We start from the raw sequence: 15,973 nt of genomic DNA on the forward strand, positions 1-15,973 counted from the left end.
ACGACGGCGCGGCGGCACGTCGTACGAGGACAGGGCAGGGAGCGGACCAGGCGTGAGCGGGCACCAGAAGACGGCACCGGACCCCTATTTCCCGGGCAACGGTGACGCCCGCTTCCGGGTGCACCGCTACGAGCTGGAGCTCGACTACCGGCCCGGCCCGAACCGGCTCGCGGGCCGCGCCCGGCTCAGCGCGATCGCGGGCCGGGCCCCGCTGACCGAGTTCCAGCTCAACCTCGCCGACTTCCGCATCAGCCGCATCCGCATCGACGGCCGCGCCCCCCACTACACGCATCGCGGCGGGAAGCTGCGGGTGCGCCCCGCGAAGACGCTGCCCGCCGGCTCCGCGTTCACCGTCGAGGTGCACTACGCGGGCAACCCCAAACCGGTCAACAGCCCCTGGGGCGGCCTCGGCTGGGAGGAACTGACCGACGGCGCGCTCGTCGCGAGCCAGCCCGTGGGGGCACCCTCCTGGTACCCGTGCAACGACCGGCCCGCGGACAAGGCCGCGTATCAGATCTCGGTCACCACACCCTCGGCGTACCAGGTGGTGACCGGCGGCCGGCTGCTCACCCGTACCGCAAGAGCCTCCACCACCACCTGGGTCTACGAACAGCCCGCGCCCACGCCCAGCTATCTCGTCGGCCTGTCCATCGGCAAGTACCGGACGGCTCTGCTCGGGGACCCGGGGCTCAGCGGGGTGCCGCAGGCCGGGCACTTCCCGGCGCATCTGCTCACCGAGTTCTCCCGGGACTTCGCGCGCCAGCCGCAGATGATGGCGCTGTTCGAGGAGCTTTTTGGCCCGTATCCGTTCGCCGAGTACGACGTCGTCGTCGCCGACGAGGAACTCGATGTGCCCGTCGAGGCGCAGGGCCTGTCGCTGTTCGGCGTCAACCACGTGGACGGCTCCCGGGGTTCGGAGCGCCTGATCGCCCACGAACTCGCCCACCAGTGGTTCGGCAACAGCGTCACCGTCGCCGACTGGCGGCACATCTGGCTCAACGAAGGCCTCGCCAAGTACGCGGAATGGCTCTGGGGGGAAAGAGCGGACGCCCGCGACGCCCAGGAGTCGGCCGCCGGCGCGCACCGGCTGCTGGCCACGCAGCCGCAGGACCTCAAACTGGCCGACCCCGGGCGCAAGTCGATGTTCGACGACCGGCTCTACGAACGCGGCGGCCTCGCCGTGCACGCGGTGCGGTGCGCGCTCGGCGACGACGCGTTCTTCCGGATGCTGCGCGCGTGGGCCACCGTCCACCGGCACGGCGTGGTCAGCACGCAGATGTTCGCCGCGCACGTGGCACGGTTCGCGTCCGGGCCGGTGGACGAGCTGCTCGACAGCTGGCTGTACGAGACGCGGCTGCCTCCGCTGCCCGCCCCGGTGGCCTGACGGCTCAGCGCCGGTTCGCCGTCATCGCCTCGTCCAGCAGGGCGAAGAACACGTCGCCGCGGACGACTTCGAAGGGATCGTCGAGGAGTGCGGCGAGGTCCGCGATGTCGCTCGGCGTCCAGCTCCAGGCGTTGATCGCGCCCGCGACGAACAAGGGGGCGGACGGGTCCCGGTCCTCGACGTGGGCCAGGAGCGCGTCGCGGAACTCCGCGCCCTTGCCCTGCGGGTAGAAGTTGCCGATCACCGGGATCCCCGCGGGCCGGCTCCGCAGGTCGCCGGTCTCCCAGGACTGGATGATGCCGCGCAGCGGGGTGTTCTTCGCGTACGAGGCGACGACGCGCTCGTCGAAGGGGATCCAGCCGTCACCGGCCGCGGTGCGCGGGTTGTAGGCGTAGACGAGGTCCATGCCCGTGCGGCGCAGATAACGTCCGGTCAGCTCGGTGTAGACGTCCAGGTGCTCCGCGGGCCACGAGGCGGGGTAGGTGTAACCGGCGCCGGACGGGCCGCAGACGAGCAGGTCGTTGGCGGTGGCGGTCCGCTGGTAGTGGGCCAGGATCGCGGGACCGATGTCGGCGAGCAGCGGGCTGACGGTCCAGTTGACGGGGACGCTGCCGCGCGCGGGGTCGTCCCAGATGTCGCGCATCCGGCGCTGGCAGTACTGCACGTTGTCGCCCTCGCCGACGGTGAGCGTGACGTAGACGCGGTTGCGGAGTTTCGCTTTCGGCCGCGGGCGGACGCGGCCGGAGATCTTCGCGGGGACGCCCGCGTGGACCGTGCCGTTCATGTAGAAGTCCGTGGCGACGACCTCGACGCCGTGCTGCGACGCCCGGTCGACGCCGCCCCATTCACCGGCCACGTCGTGGGGGAACCAGCCGGCGTACGGGGTGGTCGGCGCGAGCCGGCCCAGCGTCTCGTCGAGCAGGTCCCCGGTGTCGCCGGCGGGCGGCAGCCACAGCACCATGGCCCTGCTCGCGACCACGTAGTCACGGAAGTGGGGGAACGGCTCCACACGGGTGGGGGCCGTGGTGGTGGCGGTGACGAGGAACTGGTTCCACAGGTCGACCTCGGCGACCAGCTGCTTCGTACCTGCGGGGGCGGCGAAGCGGTACACGAAGGAGCCGCCGCCGTCGCTGAACCGGTTGGAGCTGTCGCCGACCGAGGAGTTGAGACCGTCGAAGAGGTACGGCGACTCGGCGGCGGTGCCCGGGGTGAAGGAGGCGATCTCCTTGCCGTCGGCCTTCACGGTGACGGCCCCGACGGACGCGCCCCAGCCGTCGTCGCCGAAGGAGTCCTGGAACCGCAGATAGACCCCGTCGTCGCCGCTCAGCTCCGGGCTCAGGTCGAGGCTGCGCACCCGGCGGTTGGAGGTGTCGCGCACGCGCGCGGTCTCCCGCGCGACCTCCCGCCACTTCACGCCCGGGACGTTCACGGTGCGGGTGGGCGGCAGCCCGGCCACCAGCGCGTGGTCGCACTGCGGGAAGAGGTGGTCGAGCTGCCAGCGGTAGGTGGCGGGCACGTCGTCGGGGTCGAAGCGGCCGCGCAGGTCGTCGACCGTCTTCAGGCCGTACGTCCTCGCCTGCTCCGCGGTGGCCGCGACCGCGCCCCGCAGACCGGCCAGCGTGGTCGCGACATTGACCGAGTCGGGCACGTCCGGGTCGATCAGAACGGCGCCGCGCACCTCACGCCGGTACCGGTCCACCAGGTCCAGGGCGTGCTCGTGGCGGGTGACGGCCGCGCCGGTGCCGTCGAGCCAGCGCAGGTCGGTGTCCCCGGCGTCGAAGCTGAAGTAGAGGCGGGGACCGCGCCGGTTGACGACACCCTGAAGGGTCGTCAGGAGCAGCTGGTCATGACCGTCCAGCGCGCCGACGTCCGCCACGTCGAGCCGGGTGGGGCGGCCGAAGGAGGGCAGGACGCGACTTGCCGTACGACCGGCGGCACCGGCCTCGTGCGGCGAGGAGAGCCCCAGTCCTCCTGCCGCCAGCACCGCGCCGCCCGCTTGCAGAAGACTTCTTCGTGACACCACGACGATCACCGCTCCTCGCAGCCGGTACGGATGGACCGATCCGGATGGACATCGTTGTCATCGATCGGTGAACGTAGCGACGGCGTACGGCAGTTGTCCATGGTGCGAACCGAGTTCTCCGCCCGGTTCGCACCACGGACGTGCGGTACGACGGCGAGTTCCGGACAGGCCCTCGCGCTATGCGCGTGCCGCGTCCTGGGCGCGGAGCACCTGCTTGACCACCTTGCCGCCCGCGTTGCGCGGCAGCTCGGTGACCAGTACGAGGTCCTTGGGCCGCTTGAACGAGGCGAGCCTGCCGTCGAGGAACTCCGTCAGTTCGGGCAGTGACAGTCCGGCCCCCGGGGCGACGGTGACGAAGGCGACCGGTATCTGGCCCCAGCGCTTGTCGGCGCGGCCGATCACCGCGACCTCCCGTACGGAAGGGTGGGCGGCGACGGCGTTCTCCAGCTCGGCGCAGTAGATGTTCTCGCCGCCGCTGATGATCATGTCCTTCTTGCGGTCGACCACCCAGACGAAGCCCTCGTCGTCCTGCCTGACCAGGTCGCCGGAGTGGAACCACCCTCCCTCGAAGGCCTCCGCGGTCTCCCGCGGCTTGCGCCAGTACCCCTGCATCAGGGTGGGCCCGCGGTAGACGATCTCCCCGACCTCGCCCACGGCGACGTCGTTCATGGCCGCGTCGACGACGCGGTACTGGATGCTCGGGATCGGCAGACCCACCGAGCCGAGCTTGCGCAGGGAATCCTCCCCGCGCAGCACGCAGGTGATCGGCGAGGTCTCGGTCTGGCCGAACACCGCCACGTTGAGCGCGCCGGGGAACTTCTCGCCCATGGCGCGCAGGGTCGCGTCGCTCGCGGGCGCGGCCCCCCAGCTGATGATCCGCAGCTTCAGATCGCGCTTGTCGATGTCCGGCTGGGCGCAGATCAGGTCCCACTGCTGAGGAACGTTGAACACGACGGTGGCGCCTTCACGTTCATAGGCGTCGAGCACCGCCCCCGGGTCGAAGGCCCCCAGTGGATGGATCACGACCGTGCTGCCGACCGCGAAGTTCGCCACCACCGAACCCAGTCCCGCGATGTGGAAGAAGGGCGCGGTCAGGAAGCCGACATCGGAGTCGTCGAAGATCTCCATCGCGCGGATGCACGTGAGCGCCTGCATCTGCATGTTGCGGTGGGACAGCATCGCCCCCTTCGGTCGGCCGGTGGTGCCCGAGGTGTACATGATCAGCGCGGTCGACTCCTCGCTGACGTCGGGCAGTTCCATCGGCTCGTACGCCGACAGGAACTCCTCGTACCCGACGCCGCTTCCGGCCTCGGCCTCGGCCTCGCCGATGACGACGACCGTGCCGATCGACGCGGCGCCCGGCACCGACCGGAGCAGCGGCAGGAGCCGCGCGTCCACGACGATCGCCGAAGGAGCGCAGTCGGTCAGGATGTAGTCGAGTTCCATCGGCGCGAGCCGGAAGCTGAGGGGCACGGCCATGGCCCCCAGGCTGTTCGCCGCGAGCACGCTCTCCACGAACCACGGATGGTTCAGCGTGAGCATGGCCACGCGGTCACCCGCTGCGACGCCCCGGTCGGCGAGCGCGGCGGCCAGTTGCAGCGACCGCCGCGACAGCTGTGCCCACGTCGTGGTCTCCCCGAGGAAGCGCAGGGCCGGCTTGTCCGGCCGCATCCTCGCGTGGGTGGCCGCCTGGGACATCCAGTGGTGCCGGAAGGACCAGGCGGGAACGGGAACCGTGTCGGTCGACATGGGCGACTCCTCGGGCGTCGTGTCGGTCGGTGGCCGCTGCGGCATTGTGCCGCTCGATGCCGCGGGCGGAGAAGGGTCATGAACCAATTTTGTTAATGGAGAATCACATGGGGCGCGGCCCGGGCCGGGCGGCTGCGCGGTCCGCACGCGGGCGGCCCCGGGCCCGGCTCGGCGTGTGATTGACTGGCCGCATGGCCCCGTCCCCGCGTTCGTCTGTGCGTTCATGACCACCGAGCCGACCTCGGCCACTCGTCCCCGCAACCGCAGGCAGCTGATCGTCGAGGCGGCCGGCCGGCTCTTCAGCGAGCGCGGATACCACGCCGCGTCCATGGAGGAGATCGCCGCGCGGGTGGGCATCACCGCCGCGGCCCTGTACCGGCACTTCCCGAACAAGTACGCACTGTTCGCCGAGTGCGCGCACGCCATGGTGGACCGACTCGTCGGCGCGCTCGACGAGCTGCCGCCCGAGGCGGCCCCGGCGGACGTGCTCGCCGCCCTCGTCCGGGTCACCGTCGAGCATCGCGCGTCGGGCGGCGTGTACCGCTGGGAGGCCAGGTACCTCGACCGCGAGGACCGCCGGCTCCTCAGGGCGAAGTTCGGGCACGTCGTCGGGCGGGTCGCCGAGGCGGTGCGGCGCGAAGGTCCGCTGCCTGACGAGCGGTTGCGGGTCGTGGCGGCGCTCGGCGCGATCGGGTCCATCACCATGCACCACACCTCCATCGCGCAACGCCGGGTCGAGGAACTGCTGTTGGCGTGCGCCCTGCGCGTGGTGGCGACCGCCCCCGCACCGGCCACGGGGAGCAAGCGCTCCGTGGAGCTGCCCGCCCTGCCGGTGGCGCGCTCGCGGCGTGCGGAGATCCTCGCGGCCGCCGTCCCGCTGTTCGCCCGGGACGGGTTCGCCAACGTCACGAACGGTCAGATCGCCGAGGCGGTCGGGCTGGCCCCGTCCGCGCTCTACCGTCACTACCCGGGCAAGGTCGACATCCTGGCGGCGGCATGCCTCCAGGCGGCGGGGCTGCTGGCGCAGGCGGTGGACCGGAGTCTGCACGAGGTGGCCGATCCGCGGGACGCCGTCGTGGCGCTGGCGGCGACGTACGTGGCCTACAGCTTCGAGCACACCGCCCTCACGAGCGTCGCCGAAGCCGAGTTCGTCGGCCTGCCGGCCGAGCTGCAGCGCCCCCTGGTGCAGGCGCAGCGTGAGCACATCGCCGTCTGGGAGCAGCAGTTGCGGCTGGCCCGTCCCGAGCTGGACCCGCGCCAGGCCCGGGTGCTGGTGCACGCCGGGTTCGGTGTGGTGGTCGAGGCCGGGCGGAGCCTGCGGTGGCAGGACGGCCCCGACCGTCGTGCGGCCGTGACCGGTCTGGTCGTGGGCGCCCTGGGGCTCTGAACAGAGGCCGCGCGGGTGCCCGTCCCGCGGCAGGCGCGCCGTGGGACGGGCCCGCGTGCGCGCGTCCCGGCGGCTCAGGAGCCCGCTCTGTTCCCCGTCGGGATCACGATGGGGGTGGTCGTCCCCGAGGTGCCGTTGTTGAGGAACGCCATGGCCAGGGCGCGCACGAACTGGTCGAACACGTAGAAGGCGCCGGGCGCGACAGGTGACAGCCCCTCGCGGAACAGGATGAAGGCCGGCCATGCGGTGCGGATCAGGGCCGCCGAGGCGTAGTCGCGCTTCAGCCCCAGCCAGTCGCCGATCTCGTCGCTGAGGACGTAGCGCACGAACTCGTTGAGGAACCCGCGCGTGACGCCCAGGTCGACCTGGGCGGTCAGCCCGAGCAGGTCCTCGGCCAGCTCGATGCCCTCAGTCGTCGGGGCGAGGATCGGGGTGAGCACCTGGCCCGACTGCGCATCCGCGTCGGCCCACGTCTTGGGGATGTACTCGTCCCGCACGCCGAGCAGGTGCAGGGCGACCTGCCAACTGTGCAGGAAGGCCTCCTGGTCCTGGGCCGGGAACGGGACCTTCCAGTCGAGCAGCCTCCTGCGCACGAAGGTGCCGAGGCTGTGGAAGGTGACCAGGATGTCCGCGTTGCTGATCGGGATGCGCTCGTCCGCGACCGCCGTCCAGTGGGGCGACTGCGGCAGCAGGTGACGCACCGCGGCGTGCACCACCCGCGTCTTGTTGGCGGTGACCACGAACTGGCCCGTCGGCTCGAAGCCCTTCAGCTGGGCCAGGTCGTAGCCGAACGTGAACGTCTTGGCCGCGCGGTCCTTCATATCGGCGCCGCCCGCGGACCAGTAGACGCTCCGGGCCTCCCGCGGGATCACGGTGCTCATGATCCCGCTGCCGAGACCGTAGAGCATGAAGAGGTACGTGTCCTTGCGGCGGTTGAAGTCGGCGGCGCGGGCCAGCTTGGCGGAATCCGCCCAGGAGGGCAGCTTGTTGGCCCGCTGCAGGTATGCGGTGAGGTCGGCCGGCAGGCCGCTGGGCAGCGGGTCGTTGTTGTTCACCCACGACGCCATCGCCGCGTTCACCGCCGGAACCTGGCCGTTCTCGAAGAGCGAGACCGCCAGCTGGTCCACCTCGTCGTCCCACACGTACTCCGGGTCGGCGCCCGTGCCCGTTCCGGCGACCGAGCCCGCCGGCGACCACGCCCAGGCGTCGGCGGTGCTCGCCGCGCCCGCGAGACCCAGCGCGGCACCCAACGAAAGGACTCTTCTACGGCTGAGATTGCTCATTAACTTGCTCGCTTTCCTGGTAGGACGAGCGGCGCGTCATTGCGCTTTGCCTGGCTCGGTGTTGGCGTTACTGCCACGTTTCAGAGCTTGTTCCAGGATGTGATTTCCGATTAACATAGCGAGGCGCGCTGCCGTCGACAAGGGCATCGACGTGACCGAGGAGCCGCCCCCGGCTCGACCAGTCCCGTACGACCGAGGAGCCCGCATGACCACGGAGCAGGACCAGATCCCCGCACCCGAGAGCCGTGCGGCGACGACTTCCCGGCCCTCGTGGGTGACGGACGAGTCGATCGCGCGATGGTGTGCGTTGGTGTGCCGGGACGCGACGCGTCGCGGGTCCGACGACGCCGAGCCGGTGACCGCGGCCGCACCGTTCGACCTCTCGCCGATCGCGGCCGTTCCCGCGTGCGTCCCGGAGGACGTCGCGGCGGCGGTGGCCGGGGCCCGGGCGGCCCAGCCGGAGTGGGCGCGGACACCGCTGAGGCGCCGCGGCGATGTCGTACTCGCCTTCCACGACCTGTTGTTGGAGCGACAGGACCAGGTGATCGACCTGATCCAGTGGGAGACGGGCAAGGCCCGGTACCACGCCTGGCAGGAGGTGGCCCAGGTCGTGGCGATCGCCCGGCACTACGCGCGGCGCGCCCGGCACTACCTGGCGCCCCGCCATGTGCGCGGGATGGTCCCCGGCCTGACGAAGGTCAGGGAGGTGCGCGTGCCGAAGGGCGTCGTCGGCGTCATCTCGCCGTGGAACTACCCCCTCTACCTCGGTGTCGGCGACGCGTTGCCCGCCCTCATGGCCGGCAACGCCGTGGTCTCCAAGGCGGACTCCCAGACCGCGCTCACCATGTTGTGGACGCGGGCCCTGATGGCGGAGGCCGGACTGCCGGCCGGTCTGTGGCGGATCGTGGCCGGTCCGGGGGACGTGGTCGGGACCGCCCTGGTCGACGCCGTCGACTTCGTCTGCTTCACCGGGTCGACCGCCACCGGACGCGCCGTCGCGGAGCGGGCCGCGCGGCGCCTGGTCGGAGCCTCGCTCGAACTCGGCGGCAAGAACCCGCTGATCGTGCGGGAGGACGCCGACCTCGCCGCCGCGGCGGCCGGCACGGTGGCGGCGGCCTTCGCCAACACCGGGCAGATGTGCATCCACATCGAACGCGTCTATGTGCAGGAGAAGGTCTACGACGCCTTCCGCGCCGCGCTCGTCCGCGCGACGCGGGCGCTGCGGCTCGGGCAGTCCTACGACTACGCGGCGGACATCGGGTCGCTGACATCGGCGGCGCGGCTCGCGGCTGTCGAGGCGCATGTCGAGGGCGCGGTGGCCAAGGGGGCGACCGTGCTGGTGGGCGGCCGGGCCCGCCCCGACATCGGCCCGCTCTGCTACGAACCGACCGTCCTCGAAGGCGTCACGCACGAGATGACCGTGTGCGGCGAGGAGACGTTCGGCCCGGTGCTCTCGCTCTACGCCTACGGCACGGACAGCGAAGCGGTGGACCTGGCCAACCAGGGGACCTACGGACTGTCGGCGTCGATCTGGTCGAAGGACTCCCGCGAGGCCGGCCGGATGGCGGCGCGGATCCGCGCCGGGTCGGTCAACATCAACGACGGCGCCGCCGCGGCGGCCGGCAGCATCGAGGCCGGGATGGGCGGCATGGGCGACAGCGGACTCGGCAGGCGCCACGGGGCCGAGGGGATCCGCAAGTACACCGAGAGCCAGACGGTCGCCGCGCAGCGCCTCCTGCCGCTCGGACCGGCGAAGCCCGGGCAGGGCTCCGTGGAGAGCTTCGTCCGCCGCACCAACGGACAGCTGGCGCTGCTGCGCCGGCTCGGTGTCCGATGAGCACCGGCGCGTCGCCCGTGGGCCGGCGGTGGCAGGCACTGCGTGCGGCGACGGGTCCGCTCGACCCGGTCGACCTCGACGCCCTGTGGGCGGATCTCGACGTCGTCGACGCGTCCTCGATCCTCGGCCACTGGCGCGGGTTCGCCTTTCCGACCGGCCACCCCATCGAGAGGACGCTGGCCACCAGCAGATGGCACGGCAAGCGGTTCGACGCGCTGCACGATGCCGCACCGCTGATCTGCCGGGCCGAGGACGGCGGCCTCTACTCCGACACCACAGCGGGCCGCGGCGGGGCCAGCCTCTGGAACGTCGAGTTCCGCGGCGAGGTGACCGCCACCATGGTGTACGACGGCATGGCCGTGCTCGACCACTTCAAGCGCGTGGACGAGCACACCCTGATGGGCGTGATGAACGGCAAGCCCGAACTCGTGCTCGCGCGGGGCCGCCACTTCTACTTCGGCCTGGAACGCGAATGAGGACCTCGGTGCTCCTCTCGAGCGGCCCCGAGGCCGGCGAGGTCGTCGAGGCCGAACTGGACGACCCGCGCCCGGACGAGGTGATCGTCCGGATCGAGGCGGTCGGCGTCTGCCCGACGGACCTCGCCACCCGCAGAGCGCTCGGGGACCGGCCGGCCGTGCTCGGCCACGAAGGGTGCGGCATCGTGGAGCGGCTGGGCGCGGACGTCGACACCCTGGGCCTGGGGGACCGGGTCGTGATCTCCTTCGCATCCTGCGGCCGCTGCGGGCAGTGCCGGGCCGGTCATCCGGCGTACTGCGACCTGGCGAGCGCGCTCAACGCGTCGGGGCGACGGCTCGACGGGTCCCCGACGATCCGCGTCGGCGACGAGCCGGTGTTCGGCGCCCACTTCGGCCAGTCGTCGTTCGCGGCGGCCGCGCTGACCGACGCCCGGTCGTGCGTTCCGGTCGGCGACGTGCCACCGGAGGTCGCCGCCCCGCTGGGGTGCGGATTCCTGACCGGTGCGGGCGCGGTGCTCAACGTCCTGCAGCCCGGTCCCGGCGACCGGCTGCTGGTGGTCGGCGGTGGTGCGGTCGGCACCGCGGCCGTGCTGACCGCCCTGTCCGACGGGGTGGAGGTGGTGGTGGCGGAGCCCGTTGCCGCGCGCCGGGAACTCGCCGTCCGGTTCGGGGCGACAGCCGTCGCCTCCCTGGACGACCCCCTGCCGTCGGTGACCCACGCGCTCGACACCACCGGCCGCCCCGGGCCGCTGGCTCGCGCACTCGCTCTGCTGCGGCCCCGAGGAGTGCTGGCGGTGATCGGCCTCGGGCCTACCACGGCCGCCATCGATGTGCGTGCCCTGATGCTGCGAGGGCTTCAACTGCGCGGCTGTGTCGAGGGCGATGCCGAGCCGTCGCTCCTCGTGCCCGAGCTGATCCGGCGCCACCGGCAGGGGAGCCTGCCCCTCGACGCACTGGTCACCACCTACGGCCTGGGCGACTTCGCCCGGGCGGTCGCCGACCAGCAGGCCGGCCGGACGCTGAAGCCCGTACTCGTCCCGACCGGTTGACCGTCCTCTTCACCTCGCCTCGCCTCACTCACCCCTTGCCGTGCCCCTCCCTCGCTCCTTCCTCGTTCGCCCCTCGCCTCTTCCTGCTCTCTTCCCGCCGCATGTACGCGAACAGTTCAGATCGGAGTCCTGATGACCAAAGCGCTCTTCGGCGAACGGGTGCTCTACGACGACGAGCACGAGCTCCTGCGCGAGACGGTCCGGGCGTTCGTCGACAAGCACGCCGCGCCGCACGCCGAACGGTGGCGGGCCGAGGGCAAGGTCGACCGCGAACTCTTCCAGGAGGCCGCCCGGGCCGGGATCCTCGGCTTCAACATCCCCGAGGAGTACGGGGGCGGCGGGGTCACCGACTTCCGCTTCAACGCGGTGATCGGCGAGGAGTTCTCCCGCCACCCCGCGTCGGACGGCCTCGCCGGGGTCGGGCTGTCCAACGACATCGTCGTGCCCTACTTCACCGACCTGACCGACGAGCAGCAGAAGGCCCGCTGGCTGCCGGGCATCGCCGCCGGGGAACTCGTCGTGGCGGTCGCGATGACCGAGCCCGGAACCGGGAGCGACCTGGCCGGCATCGCCACCACCGCCGTCCGCGACGGCGACGACTACGTGGTCAACGGCAGCAAGGTGTTCATCTCCAACGGCCAGAACGCCGACCTGGTCGTCACCGCCGTACGCACCGGACCGGACCGGCACGGCGGGATCAGCCTGCTCGTCGTCGAGGCCGACCGGCCCGGCTTCTCGCGCGGCCGCAACCTGGAGAAGATCGGTCTGCACGCCCAGGACACCAGCGAGCTGTTCTTCCAGGACGTCCGCGTGCCGGCCGCCAACCTGCTCGGCGAGGAGGGCTCCGGCTTCAAGGCCCTGATGCGCAATCTGCCCCAGGAGCGGATCTCGATCGCCGCCAACGCCGTGGCCTCCCTCGAGGGCGTGCTGGAACGGACCGTGGAGTACGTCAGGGAGCGCAAGGCGTTCGGCCGGACCGTCGGCTCCTTCCAGAACACCCGCTTCCAACTGGCTGACATGGTCACCACCGCACGCGTGGGCCGCACCTACATCGACGCGCTGCTCGCCAAGCACTCCCGCGGTGAACTGAGCGCCGTGGACGCCGCGTCGGCGAAGTTCTGGGCTACGGAGAGCTACGTCGACATCGTCGGACGCTGCCTGCAACTGCACGGCGCCTACGGCTACATGCTCGAATACCGCATCGCCCACGACTACCTCGACTCACGCATCACCACCATCTACGGCGGCACCACGGAGATCATGAAGGAGATCGTCGCCCGCGACCTGGGTCTCTGACCCCCGGCTCGCTTCGCGCGCCGTACTGGCGCTCCCGCCTCCCGTGCCGGTAGGACATCCGCAGGAGCACACGGCCGACCGGCATCGAGGAGCACGCATGGATCACGGCCACGAGGACTATTACGATCTCGGCCGCCACACGCGCCGCGTGACGACGGTGTCCGCCGAGGCGCAGGTCTGGTTCGACCGCGGACTGAACTGGACCTTCGCGTTCAACCACGAGGAGGCGGTCCGCTGTTTCGAGGCCGCCGCCGCAGCGGATCCCCGCTGCGCCATGGCCGACTGGGGCGTGGCCTACGCGCTCGGACCCAACTACAACAAGCCCTGGGAGTTCTTCGACGAACAGGAGCTGGCGCAGACCGTGGAGCGCACGCACGCCGCCACGCAGCGTGCGCTCGCCAAGGCCGAGGCCGGTGAAGTCACCGCGGTGGAGCGAGCGTTGATCGACGCGCTGCGGGCCCGTTACCCACGGGCCGACGCCTCCGGCGGCGCACAGGAGTGCTCCGTGTGGAACGCGGCCTACGCCGACCGCGTGCGCGACGTCCACCGGCTGGCCCCGGACGACCTCGATGTGGCCGCCCTGTACGCCGACGCGCTGATGAACCTCACGCCCTGGCAGCTGTGGGACATCCGCTCGGGCCGGCCCGCCCCGGGTGCGCGCACCACCGAGGCGAAGGCCGTTCTCGAGCAGGCCATGGCGGCACCGGCCGGCGCGCACCACCCGGGTCTGCTGCACTGCTACATCCATCTGATGGAGATGTCCCCGACCCCCGAGACCGCTCTGCCGGCCGGTGACCGGCTGCGCGGTCTGGTGCCGGACGCGGGACACCTGCAGCACATGCCCTCGCACCTGGAAGTGCTCTGCGGCGACTACCGCCGGGTGCTCGTCGACAACTCCGCGGCGATCGCGGCCGACGCGAAGTTCCACGCGAGGCGGGGCGCGGCGAACTTCTACACCTTGTACCGCTGCCACAACCATCACTTCAGGATCTACGGGGCGATGTTCCTCGGCCGGTTCGAGGACGCGATCGACGCCGCGCGACAGCTCGAAGCGGCCGTGCCCGACGAGCTGCTGCGCGTCCAGAGCCCGCCGATGGCGGACTGGCTGGAGGGCTTCCTCGCGATGCGCGTGCACGTGCTCATCCGCTTCGGCCGCTGGGCCGACGTCCTCGCGCTTGCGCTGCCCGAGGACCAGAAGCTGCACTGCGTCACCACGGCGATGCTGCACTACGCGCGAGGTGTCGCCCTGTCGGCGACGGGCCGCGTCGACGAGGCCGAGGCCGAACGCCTGCTGTTCCGCACCGCCGTCGCCCAAGTCCCGGACACGCGGATGCTGTTCAACAACACATGCGCCGACATCCTGGCGATCGCCTCGGAAATGCTCGACGGGGAGCTGGAGTACCGCAAGGGGGAGTACGACGCGGCGTTCGCCGCGCTGCGCCGCTCGATCGAGCTGGACGACGGCCTCCCCTACGACGAGCCGTGGGGCTGGATGCAGCCCACCCGGCACGCGTACGGCGCCCTGCTCCTCGAACAGGGCAGGGTCGCGGAGGCCGAGGCCGTCTACCGAGCCGATCTCGGGCTCGACGACACCCTGCCGCGCGCCCAGCAGCACCCGCGCAACGTGTGGGCCCTGCACGGGTTCCACGAGTGCCTGGTGCGGCTCGGCAAGGAGGGCGAGGCGCGGATCGTGGCCCAGCAGCTGAAGATCGCCGAGGCGCTCGCGGACGTACCGATCAAGGCGTCGTGCTTCTGCCGCACGGAGGCCGGCCCGGCCCTTGCCGGGGATTCCCCGGTGAAGGCCGCGCCCGGCGACGACGGGTGCTGTACCGGGTGACCGCCGAAGGGCGCGGGCCCGGTCGCCGGCATCGCGGCCGGGCCCGCGCCCGCGATGCCGGCGACCGGGGTCGCTTCAGAGCCCGTTGACCTTGGCGTTCGCCGTGAGTTCGTAGACCAGCGTCACCGTGCGGCGGCCGTCCGGCGGGAGGGACACGTCCCAGCGCGCGATGCCCTCGGCGTCGAGCGCGTCCGGGGCGGGGGAGCAGGCCTCCTTGCGCAGGCGGACCTCGACGTCCGAGACCTCGGAGACCGGGATCCGTTCGCGCAGCGTGATCACCTGGTCGTCGGCCTCGCCGGGGGCGGAGAACCGGGTCAGGTGCAGCCGGACCGTGCGGGTGATCACGGTCCGCTGGGTGAGGCCGGTGGTGTCACGGGACTCGTCGGTCTCGCGTATCACCCGGTAGGTGTCCGAGCTGCCGAACGCCAGCTCGTGGACCGCTCCGGGCGCGGTGAAGTCGAGGGTGCCGCGGCCGGTGAAGCCACTGCCGCGGACCAGCTCCACCGGCCCGGCGAGCAGCGCGTGGCCGCTGGAGTTGGTGGCCCGCACCACCTGGGTCACCAGCGGCGACAGTTCGGGCGCGCAGACGTGCTCGACGTGCGCCGCCGAGGTGCTGGTGGTGAGGGGCACGCGGTGGGCACGGCCGTCGCCGGCCACCGAGGCCGGGGCGGGGGCGTGCAGGACGCGCACCTCGCCGCCGTCGTCGACGCCCGGCAGCCCGGGCACCGCGGTCGGACCGAGGTCGGTGATCGCCTCCTCGCGCAGCTCGATGTCGACGGAGCGGCGTTCGGTGGCGGACCGGTCCCGAAGGGTGAGCCGGTCCTCGACGAGCCGCGGCGGGGCGGTGGCCAGCGCCGATCGGGCCGTCGACAGCGTCAGGCGGACGCCGGACCAGTCCTCGCCGGTGCGCTGCCACACCACCGCGTCCGTCTGCAGGGTCAGTTCCCCGCCGTCGAGCGTCGCCCGGTACGCGGGACGCCACAGCGCGCACGGAGCGAGATGGCTCAGGCGCAGGTCGACGGGGCCGGCTGCCGTCGCCCGCACGGTCAGTTCGACGTGCGCGGTCAGCTCCGGCGGCTCCTGCTCGGCGAGCCCCAACGCCCGCCGCGCCTCGTTCAGTTCGGCAGTCAGTCTGCCCAGGCGGGCTTCGACCGCGCCGAGCTCGTCCTCGTACTGGTCGCGTTCGGCGTCCACCCGGTCCAACTCTGCGGACCAGCGCTCCGGTTCGGCCTCGCCGAATCCTGCGCCCTCGCCGATCTCGCGCAGCAGATCGGAAGCCAGCCCGCCCAGCAGGTCCAGGCGGGCCCGCAGCCGGTCGCGGCGCTGTTCCAGGGTGCGCAGCTCCTCGTCGAGGGCGTGCGCGCGGCGGCGCAGCGGGGAGTCCTCGTCGGTGGGCGGCTCGGGAGCGCGCGGTGTCCAGGCCCGCACCAGGCGGAGGTCGAGGACGGTGGCGTCGCCCGGGCCGCCGGTGAGTTCGGCGTGCAGGCTGCGGTCGACGGCGAGCGCGCTGACCGGGCCGAGGCGCAGCCGCTGGACACCCGCCTCCAGCGCAAGGGCGGCGGCCCGCTCGACGTGGGCGCGGTCCTCCAGGCAGGTCACCGCGGTGACGGGCAGCGGAATCGGTTCGGGGACAGGGGAGTCGGTCATGGCGG

11 protein-coding genes are annotated in these 15,973 nt (G+C 72.0%); 7 read left to right on the forward strand and 4 right to left on the reverse strand.

Annotated elements, in window-relative coordinates:
- Positions 1 to 52: 52 nt before the first annotated feature.
- Positions 53 to 1,384: a M1 family metallopeptidase gene (locus ACVHNB_RS14070; RefSeq protein ID WP_456228224.1), complete on the forward strand. Its 1,332-nt coding sequence runs from the start codon at positions 53 to 55 to the stop codon at positions 1,382 to 1,384.
- Between the two features lie 4 nt (positions 1,385 to 1,388).
- Here the strand turns inward: ACVHNB_RS14070 and ACVHNB_RS14075 are convergent, their stop codons facing one another.
- Positions 1,389 to 3,416 carry a GxGYxYP domain-containing protein gene (locus tag ACVHNB_RS14075; protein WP_456228225.1) on the reverse strand — a complete coding sequence of 676 codons (2,028 nt, stop codon included), beginning with the start codon at positions 3,414 to 3,416 and terminating at the stop codon, positions 1,389 to 1,391.
- Positions 3,417 to 3,584: 168 nt separating this feature from the next.
- Positions 3,585 to 5,156, reverse strand: coding sequence for a long-chain-fatty-acid--CoA ligase (locus ACVHNB_RS14080; RefSeq protein ID WP_456228226.1), 1,572 nt, complete (start codon positions 5,154 to 5,156; stop codon positions 3,585 to 3,587).
- A gap of 223 nt (positions 5,157 to 5,379) precedes the next feature.
- On the opposite strand from ACVHNB_RS14080, the gene ACVHNB_RS14085 reads away from it, so the two are divergent.
- A complete protein-coding gene (locus ACVHNB_RS14085) occupies positions 5,380 to 6,543 on the forward strand; it encodes a TetR/AcrR family transcriptional regulator (RefSeq protein WP_456228227.1) in 1,164 nt (387 codons plus the stop codon).
- Between the two features lie 74 nt (positions 6,544 to 6,617).
- Here ACVHNB_RS14085 and ACVHNB_RS14090 read toward each other — a convergent pair whose 3' ends face one another.
- The gene (locus ACVHNB_RS14090; protein WP_428950844.1) at positions 6,618 to 7,826 is read right to left on the reverse strand and encodes an oxygenase MpaB family protein; all 1,209 of its coding nucleotides are present in this window, start codon (positions 7,824 to 7,826) and stop codon (positions 6,618 to 6,620) included.
- Positions 7,827 to 8,031: 205 nt separating this feature from the next.
- Between ACVHNB_RS14090 and ACVHNB_RS14095 the strand changes: the two genes are divergently transcribed.
- The 5 genes from ACVHNB_RS14095 to ACVHNB_RS14115 all read left to right on the forward strand — a co-directional run bounded on the left by ACVHNB_RS14095 (position 8,032) and on the right by ACVHNB_RS14115 (position 14,321).
- Entirely contained in the window at positions 8,032 to 9,663 is a 1,632-nt protein-coding gene (locus tag ACVHNB_RS14095; protein ID WP_456228228.1) for a succinic semialdehyde dehydrogenase, read from the forward strand.
- Complete coding sequence (locus ACVHNB_RS14100) at positions 9,660 to 10,139, forward strand: DUF4334 domain-containing protein (protein ID WP_428950842.1); 480 nt, start codon at positions 9,660 to 9,662, stop codon at positions 10,137 to 10,139. Before ACVHNB_RS14095 ends, ACVHNB_RS14100 begins: the two co-directional genes overlap by 4 nt.
- A gap of 8 nt (positions 10,140 to 10,147) precedes the next feature.
- Entirely contained in the window at positions 10,148 to 11,188 is a 1,041-nt protein-coding gene (locus ACVHNB_RS14105; protein ID WP_456228229.1) for an alcohol dehydrogenase catalytic domain-containing protein, read from the forward strand.
- 132 nt (positions 11,189 to 11,320) lie between these two features.
- Positions 11,321 to 12,484, forward strand: a complete 1,164-nt coding sequence (locus ACVHNB_RS14110; RefSeq protein ID WP_456228230.1) for an acyl-CoA dehydrogenase family protein — start codon at positions 11,321 to 11,323, stop codon at positions 12,482 to 12,484.
- Positions 12,485 to 12,581: 97 nt separating this feature from the next.
- Positions 12,582 to 14,321 carry a hypothetical protein gene (locus ACVHNB_RS14115; protein ID WP_456228231.1) on the forward strand — a complete coding sequence of 580 codons (1,740 nt, stop codon included), beginning with the start codon at positions 12,582 to 12,584 and terminating at the stop codon, positions 14,319 to 14,321.
- A 75-nt stretch (positions 14,322 to 14,396) separates the two neighbouring features.
- Here ACVHNB_RS14115 and ACVHNB_RS14120 read toward each other — a convergent pair whose 3' ends face one another.
- Complete coding sequence (locus ACVHNB_RS14120; protein WP_456228232.1) at positions 14,397 to 15,968, reverse strand: DUF4139 domain-containing protein; 1,572 nt, start codon at positions 15,966 to 15,968, stop codon at positions 14,397 to 14,399.
- Positions 15,969 to 15,973 lie beyond the last annotated feature (5 nt).

The sequence above is a fragment of the Streptomyces sp. YJ-C3 genome, from assembly GCF_053891275.1.